The 5,709-nt window shown below is 69.7% G+C and carries 6 protein-coding genes; all 6 read right to left on the bottom strand.

Annotation, left to right across the window (positions count from 1 at the left end; all coding sequences use genetic code 11):
* On the bottom strand, positions 1-1,976 hold a 1,976-nt coding region (gene pheT / locus GX015_RS05640; RefSeq protein ID WP_291343467.1), incomplete at its 3' end, for a phenylalanine--tRNA ligase subunit beta.
* A gap of 34 nt (positions 1,977-2,010) precedes the next feature.
* Complete coding sequence (gene pheS / locus GX015_RS05635; RefSeq protein ID WP_291343466.1) at positions 2,011-3,060, bottom strand: phenylalanine--tRNA ligase subunit alpha; 1,050 nt, start codon at positions 3,058-3,060, stop codon at positions 2,011-2,013.
* Between the two features lie 169 nt (positions 3,061-3,229).
* Positions 3,230-4,051 carry an RNA methyltransferase gene (locus GX015_RS05630; RefSeq protein WP_291343465.1) on the bottom strand — a complete coding sequence of 274 codons (822 nt, stop codon included), beginning with the start codon at positions 4,049-4,051 and terminating at the stop codon, positions 3,230-3,232.
* 28 nt (positions 4,052-4,079) lie between these two features.
* Positions 4,080-4,463, bottom strand: a complete 384-nt coding sequence (rplT, locus tag GX015_RS05625; protein ID WP_048744271.1) for a 50S ribosomal protein L20 — start codon at positions 4,461-4,463, stop codon at positions 4,080-4,082.
* 91 nt (positions 4,464-4,554) lie between these two features.
* Complete coding sequence (rpmI, locus tag GX015_RS05620) at positions 4,555-4,749, bottom strand: 50S ribosomal protein L35 (protein ID WP_291343462.1); 195 nt, start codon at positions 4,747-4,749, stop codon at positions 4,555-4,557.
* Between the two features lie 125 nt (positions 4,750-4,874).
* Positions 4,875-5,426: a translation initiation factor IF-3 gene (gene infC / locus GX015_RS05615; RefSeq protein ID WP_291343460.1), complete on the bottom strand. Its 552-nt coding sequence runs from the start codon at positions 5,424-5,426 to the stop codon at positions 4,875-4,877.
* Positions 5,427-5,709: the final 283 nt, after the last annotated feature.

The following is a 5,709-nucleotide window of genomic DNA, read 5'->3' as shown; positions in this document are numbered from 1 at the left end:
TCGATCGCGTCGGCGGCCGAGTACGCGCGGCCCGGGCCCCACGGGGAGGCCAGCTCGGCCTGGCCGCACGCGACCACGGCGACGTGCAGCGGCTGCTCCGGCAGGGAGTCGCGCAGCGCACGGAGATCCTCGGCGTCCGGAAGGCCGACGGTCGACGGCATGGTGGAGCGGCCGTCGCCGCGGACCAGGCTGACCTGCTCGACGCCGTACAGCGCGATGTCCACCTGGCCGCGGGAGACGTTGCGGCGCAGGGAGTCGAGCATCGCCGGCAGCAGAGTGGTGCCCAGCTGGGCGCGATCGCTTTCCAGCGGGTTGATGACCTTCACGGTGTTGCGGCGCGGGTCATCGGCGTCCAGGCCCCACACGTCGAAGACGTCGTTCGCGGTGAACGGGGTCGGGAGGATCTCCAGGTACCCGTTGTGCGCCAGGGCGTGGCCGACGCTGCGGCGCAGCTGCTGGCGCGGGGTCAGACCGCGGCCGGCCGGGGCGACCGGGAGCACCACGGGGATGTCCTCGAGGCCCTCCAGGCGCAGGACCTCCTCGACCAGGTCGGCGGACATGGTCAGGTCCGGGCGCCACGTCGGCGGGGTGACCAGCAGCTTCGCGCCGCAGGGCGACACCTCCACGGAGCAGCCGACCTCCTCGAGGCGACCGATGACGGTCTCGCGGGAGTAGTCGACGCCGGCGACGCGCGACGGGCGATCCACGGGGAACTCGATGACCGACGGCGCCGGCACATCGCCGACGAGCGTGCGGCCCCGCTCCACCGTGCCGCCGCCGAGCTCGGCGAGCAGTCGGCAGGCCAGGTCGAGCGAGGGCTCGACCAAAGCCGGATCGACGCTGCGCTCGTAGCGGCGCGACGACTCGGACGACAGCTTGTGGCGGCGGCCCGTGCGGAACACCCGCAGCGGCGACCAGATGGCGGCCTCGAACAGGACGTCCGTGGTGCCCTCGGAGATCTCCGAGGTCAGGCCGCCCATCACGCCGGCCAGGGACTGGATGCCGGAGTCGTCGCAGATGACGACGTCTTCGGGATCGAGCTTGCGCTCGACGTGGTCCAGCGTGGTCAGGGTCTCCCCCGCCTCCGCGTTGCGCACCGTCAGGCCGCCGGAGATCGCGCCGCCGTCGAAGGCGTGCATCGGCTGGCCGAGCAGCAGCATGACGTAGTTGGTGATGTCCGTGGGCAGGTTGACGCTGCGCTGACCCGCGAGCAGCAGGCGGCGGCGCATCCACCAGGGGGTCTCCGCGTTCGGGTCGACGCCGGTGACGCGCCGCAGGCCGAAGCGCAGGGCGTCGGTCTCCGGGCGCAGGTCCAGCTCCAGGGCCGAACCCTCGACCGCGATCGGCTCGACGTCGGCGGGATCGGCGAACTCGACGCCGAACGCCGAGCAGATCTCGCGGCCGAGACCACGCACGGACAGGGCGTACCCGCGGTCCGGGGTGACGTTGACCTCGAACAGCTCGTCGTCCAGGCCGAGGAACGCGCGTGCGTCGGCTCCGATGGCCACGTCGGCGTCGTCAAGCACGGACGTCGGCAGCGCGATGATGCCGGCGGACTGCGCGGTCAGGCCCAACTCGGCTTCCGAGCACAGCATGCCCGCCGAAATCCGGCCGTAGGTCTCGCGCGCGCCGATGGCGAAATCGCCCGGCAGCACCGCACCAGGCAGCGCCACGACGACGACGTCGCCCTCGGCGAAGTTGCGGGCACCGCAGATGATGCCCTGCTGCTCGCCCGTGCCGTTGGCGTCGCCGACGTCGACCTTGCAGAAGCGGATCGGCTTCTTGAACTCGGTGAGCTCCTCGATGTCGTCGACCCGGCCGAAGACCAGCGGGCCGGTGACCGGCGGCAGGGGCTCGTGGCCCTCCGTCTCGAAGCCGACGCGGACGAAACCGGCGTCGAGCTCGTCGGGCGTGACGGACCAACCGGGATTGGCGGCGGCGACGACGTCGGTGACCCAGGACTGCGGGATGAACATGGAAGTGATTCTCCTTGGGGTGATGGGTTGCCGATTAACCGCGGATGCCGAACGGCTGGGTGAAGCGCACGTCGCCCTCGACCATGTCGCGCATGTCGGACAGGCCATTGCGGAACTGCAGGGTGCGCTCCAGGCCCATGCCGAACGCGAATCCCGAGTACTCCTCCGGGTCGATGCCCGAGGCGCGCAGGACGTTGGGGTTGACCATGCCGCAGCCGCCCCACTCGATCCAGCCGGCGCCGCCCTTCTTGTTGGGGAACCACACGTCGACCTCGGCCGAGGGCTCGGTGAACGGGAAGTAGTTCGGGCGCATGCGGGTGCGGGTCTCCGGGCCGAACAGCTCCTTGGCCATGTGGTCCAGGGTGCCGCGCAGGTGGCCCATGGTCAGCCCCTTGTCGATGGCCAGCCCCTCCACCTGGTGGAACACCGGGGTATGGGTGGCGTCGAGCTCGTCGGTGCGGAACGTGCGGCCCGGGCAGATGACGTAGATGGGCAGGTCCCGCTCCTGCATGGTGCGCACCTGCACCGGCGACGTGTGCGTGCGCAGCACCTGCAGCGAGCCCGCCGGGGCGATGTGGAAGGTGTCCTGCAGCGTGCGCGCCGGGTGGTCCGGCAGGAAGTTCAGGGCGTCGAAGTTGAAGTACTCGGCCTCGACCTCGGGGCCCTCGGCGATCTCCCAGCCCATGCCCAGGAAGATGTCGCCGATCTGCTCCGACAGGATGGTGATCGGGTGCATGCCGCCGCGCTGGCCGCGGGTGGTGTCGACGGTGACGTCGATGCGCTCCTCGACGAGGCGCCGGGCGGCGTCTTCTTCCTCGAGCACCGCCTGGCGCTGCGCGAATTCCTTCTCCACCTTGCCGCGCACGACGTTGACCAGGCGGCCGGCGTCCTTGCGCTCCGCCTTCGGGATCGAACCGAGGGCCCGGCGGGCCTGCGGGATCGGGGCATCGTCGCCGAGATGCGCGCGCCGCGCGTCGGCCAGCTGCGCCAGATCGGAGGCCTGCGCGAAGGCGGTGGCGGCCGCGTCGGCGGCGGCGTTCAGCGCGTCCTCGGTCAGGTCGATGGAGGTGGGGGTGTCGCTCACGTCGGAAGCCCATTTCTACGTCGGCGGGGACGACGGGGCGGGAGCGCGCGGGAGGCGGCCCGGCCCCGTTCTTGACAACGGGCAATCATAGCGGTTCCCCCGCCCCCGCACCGTCACCGCCCGGTGCCTTCGGCGCTTGACGACGGTCCGCGCGGAAATCCTCCGTCGTTCACTTGCCGCGGGCGGTCTCCCACAGGCACATGGCCGCGGCGGTGGCCAGGTTGAGGGATTCGGCGCCCCCGCGGATGGGGATGGACACCCGCCGGCCCGCGCCGGCGAGGATCTCGGGCGGCAATCCGTGAGCTTCGTTGCCGAACAACCACGCCACCGGACCGGCCGGGAGCTCGTCGCGGCCCAGGATCACGTCGGCCTCCATGGTGGTGGCCAGCGTCGTGAAGCCCGCGTCCGCCAGTGCCCCCAGGACCGCATCGAGGTCGCGCTCCCGGGCCACCGGAACGTTGAATACGGAACCGGCGGACGAACGCACGACCTTGCCGCCGAGGGGGTCGACGGAATCGCCGGCGAGGACGACTCCCCCGGCGCCCAGGGCGTCGGTCATGCGGATGATCGTGCCGGCGTTTCCGGGGTCGTTGCATTCCACGGGCACCACGAGCACGCCGGACTCGACGCCCGCGGCGATGGCGCGGTCCAACGGCGACAGCACGGCCGCCGAGTCGCACACGGCGAAAAGGCCCGCGGTGGTGACGGTCTCCGCGAGCGAGGCGGCCGCGGAATCGTCGATGAGCGACAGCGTTCGCCCGGAGGAGGCGATGGCCTCGACGAGGTCGCGGTGCCGGTCGACGGCGGCTTCGGTGGCGAATGCCTCGACGAGCGCGCCCGCCCGGGCCGCGGCATCGACGGAATTGAATCCCTCCACCAGGAAGCGCCCGGCCTTGCGGCGGGCGGCGGCGCGGTGGAGCTTGGAAGCCGAAACGACCCGCGGAGTCCTTGCGGTGAAGGTCTCCACGGGTCGTCGGAAGTCGTCAGCCATGACGACGAGGTTACGCGAGGGCGAATGCCTACTCGGCGGCCGGGGCGTTGACGTCCTCCGGCAGCGCGGCCTTGGCGGTCTCGACCAGGGCGGCGAAGGTCGCGGCGTCGTTGACGGCGAGCTCGGCCAGGTTCTTGCGGTCGACCTCGACGCCGGCCAGGGCCAGGCCCTGGATGAAGCGGTTGTAGGTCATGCCGTTGGCGCGGGCCGCGGCGTTGATGCGCTGGATCCAGAGCTTGCGGAACTGGCCCTTGCGGTGACGGCGATCGCGGAACTCGTAGGTCTTCGAGTGGAGCATCTGCTCCTTCGCCTTGCGGTACAGGCGGGAGCGCTGGCCGCGGTAGCCCTTGGCGGAATCGAGAACTTCGCGACGCTTCTTCTTGGCGTTGACGGACCGCTTCACACGTGCCACGTTGGTACTTCCTTACTTATCTGACGGATGTTGTGTTCGTTATCCGGGACCCCGGCGGTCGTCGCCGGGGATCACGGGCAGTGGGAGGCTCTTACGCCTTGCCCAGGAGGCGCTTGATGCGCTTCTCGTCGGCCTTGGCGACCTCGGTGGTGCCCTTCAGGCGGCGGGTGCGGGTCGAGGGCTTGCCCTCGAGGAGGTGGCGGCGGTTGGCCTGCTCGCGGCGGAGCTTGCCGGCGCCGGTGACCTTGATGCGCTTGGCGGTGCCCTTGTGGGTCTTCTGCTTCATGGTGTTTCGCGTCCTTTTCGAAATCTTGTTGTCCGGAACTCCGGTGGCGCCCGCCATCGGGGCGTGGCGGGCCACCCGGTGATGCCTGCCGCATCCCCGGTTCCGTCGTTCCGGCCGTTGGCCGGCTACTTCTTGTTGCCCTTGCGGACCGGCCCCAGGACCATCGTCATGTTGCGGCCGTCCTGCTTGGCGCGGGTCTCGACGATGCCGTGTTCCTTGACATCCTCGGCGAGGCGCTCCAACAGTCGGAAACCGAGCTCCGGGCGCGACTGCTCGCGACCGCGGAACATGATGGTGACCTTGACCTTCGATCCCTTGTCGAGGAAGCGGACCACGTTGGCCTTCTTCGTCTCGTAGTCGTGATCGTCGATCTTCGGCCGGAACTTCTGTTCCTTGACCACAGTCTGCTGCTGGTTCTTGCGAGCTTCCCTGGCCTTCTGGGCCTGCTCGTACTTGAACTTTCCGTAGTCCATGATCTTGCAGACCGGCGGCTTCGCGTTCGGGGCGACCTCGACGAGATCGAGATCGGCTTCGTACGCGAGCTTGCGGGCGTCATCCGTGCGAACGATGCCGACCTGCTCACCACCGGGTCCGACGAGTCGGACTTCGGGAACTCGGATTCGCTCGTTGATGCGAGCTTCAGCGCTGATGTGGCCTCCTAGGTAGAACCTGTACATTTCGTTGCCGAACCGCCGGAAGCAAATGTACGAGGGAAGCCACGCGAGGCGACCCGTTTCCGGGCCACGACGCCTTCCGATGATGGTGGGCGCGCGGGCCGGCAAAGGCCTTCTTCGCCCCATCGGGTCGACCCCGGCGCAACCATGATTCTTCGGCGCACCCAGGGTGGGATTCTCTCCTCTTCGCTACCAAGGCGATGGCGCGGTGAAGCGCCGTCGCTTGGCGGTCGTGTGAACGAAGGTAGCATGCCCGTCCCCGATCAGCCAAAACGCGTCCCCGGCG

It is taken from the genome of Corynebacterium sp. (assembly GCF_012837295.1).
GTDB lineage: Bacteria > Actinomycetota > Actinomycetes > Mycobacteriales > Mycobacteriaceae > Corynebacterium.
The sequence above is the reverse complement of the archived record's forward strand: the minus strand, read 5'-3'. Positions and strand labels throughout refer to the sequence as shown.